The sequence below is a fragment of the Clostridium sp. genome (assembly GCF_036569345.1).
Classification (GTDB): Bacteria; Bacillota; Clostridia; order Clostridiales; family Clostridiaceae; genus Clostridium_AD.
The window spans coordinates 1-2,046 of record NZ_DATCQT010000123.1; the positions used below are offsets into that span (position 1 = coordinate 1).

1 protein-coding gene is annotated in these 2,046 nt (G+C 30.9%); it reads left to right on the top strand.

Annotated elements, in window-relative coordinates:
* Positions 1-294 precede the first annotated feature (294 nt).
* Entirely contained in the window at positions 295-1,815 is a 1,521-nt protein-coding gene (lysS, locus tag VIM70_RS12070) for a lysine--tRNA ligase (RefSeq protein WP_331946014.1), read from the top strand.
* Positions 1,816-2,046 lie beyond the last annotated feature (231 nt).

Sequence of the window (2,046 nt, forward strand, 5' to 3'; positions counted from 1 at the left end):
AAAGAGAACTCCGATTGGTGAGAAGGAGCAAAGAAGTATTTATTGAAAAAGACCTCAGAGTTTCACATTGAGCCTATTTGATTAGGGGTAGGTGTTGACGGGAACTCCCGTTATAGGGTTAGAGTATAAGGTATATAAATAACCGTACTTGAAAAGGTTAATATGGTAATATATTAATAAACTGGGGTGGTACCACGAAGTAGCTAACTTTCGTCCCCAAGACAATAGTCTTGGGGGTGAGAGCTTTTTTATTTTGGTAATTTGTATGTAAAAATATGAAAGGTGGTATCCGATATGTATAAAAATTATACTGAAATTAATGCTTTGAAGGAAATAATGCCAGATGCAAATGAAGTGGTAGTTGAGAAAATTAAAAAACTTAATCTATTGATAGAAAAAGGTATAAACCCCTATCCATATTCCTATAATAACGTAACTCATTCAAATTTCATAATAGACAACTTTAATACTGTAAGCAGTGAAGAGATATTTAGAGTTGCTGGCAGAATAATGCTTTTAAGAAGAATGGGGAATGCTACGTTTCTAAATATCAGAGATCAATCTGGCGACATTCAGATATTTGTAAGTAAAAGCAATATAGGAATTGAAAAATATAGTCTGATAAAATTAATTGATGTTGGAGATTTAATTGGAGTACAAGGCACAGTTTTTAAAACTAAAACAGAGGAAATAACATTAAAAATGACTGATTTAACTATACTTTCTAAAGCAATTAGGCCTTTACCTGAAAAATATCATGGTATTCAAGATATAGATTTAAGGCAGAGACACCGTTCTTTAGATATGATTATGAATAATGACGTTAAACAAAGATTTATTAATAGATCAAAGGCTATATCGGCATTAAGAGAGTTCTTGAATGAAAAAGATTTTATAGAAGTAGATACACCAATTCTTGATACTAAATATGGTGGAGGAGAAGCAAAACCATTTACTACTAAGGTAAATTCAATAAATACTGAAGTATACATGAATGTATCTCCTGAACTTTATTTAAAAAGGATGATGGTTGGAGGAATAGAAAGAGTTTATACAATAGCAAGATCATTTAGAAATGAAGGAATTGATAAAACTCACTATCCTGAATTCACATTATTTGAGTGTTATATGGCTTACGTAGATTACAATGATATGATGAATTTGATGGAAAATCTATTTGAATATGTTTTCGATAAAGTTAATGAGACATCTAAAGTGGTTTATGATGGTACTGAAATAGATTTTAAAGCACCTTGGAAGAGGGAACGAATGTGCGATTTAGTCAAAAGTCATACTGGTATTGATGTTGAAGTTTTAGCCAAAGAGATAATTGTTGATTCTATAAAGGAAAAAGGATTGTTAAAAGCAAATCAGGAGGAAGGTCTCAATATTATGGAAGCATCTAAAGGTGAATTGATTATTGCTCTTTTTGATGAATATTGTGTACAAGATTTAATTCAACCAACATTTGTAATTGATTTTCCAATGGATTCTTCTCCACTCTGTAAGATTCATAGGGATAATCCAGAGTTAATTGAGAGATTTGAACCATATGCTTACGGAATAGAGCTTGGGAATGCATATTCTGAACTTAATGATTCATTAAGACAGAGAGTATTATTGAATGAACAGGCAAATAAGTTAAGAGCAGGACTTGAAACCGCAAGTCCTATGGATGAAGAATTCGCAGTTGCAATTGATACAGGTATGCCACCAGCAGGGGGATTAGGTATTGGTATAGATCGAATGATAATGTTTTTAACTGGTGCAACGTCTATCAAAGAGGTAATTGCTTTTCCACTTGTGAAAAGATAGGTTATATATCTACATTCATTTTATAGTTGATATACATTTAAAAACCATTTAATATAATAATTGTGAAAAATAATAATGTCGTGAAAAGACAATTGAACTAAACCGCTAACAGCGGTGGCGGATGAGTACTAATTGCATTAATTTAATTTTTTTACTCTATAAAATAGAAAAAAGTATCTCATAATGAACACTTCATATAAACTTTTATTATTAAAATAAAAAATAAGGAAG

Excerpts from the sequence above, each read along its gene's own strand:
- lysS (WP_331946014.1), top strand. The coding sequence starts at position 295 with ATGTATAAAAATTATACTGAAATTAATGCTTTGAAGGAAATAATGCCA.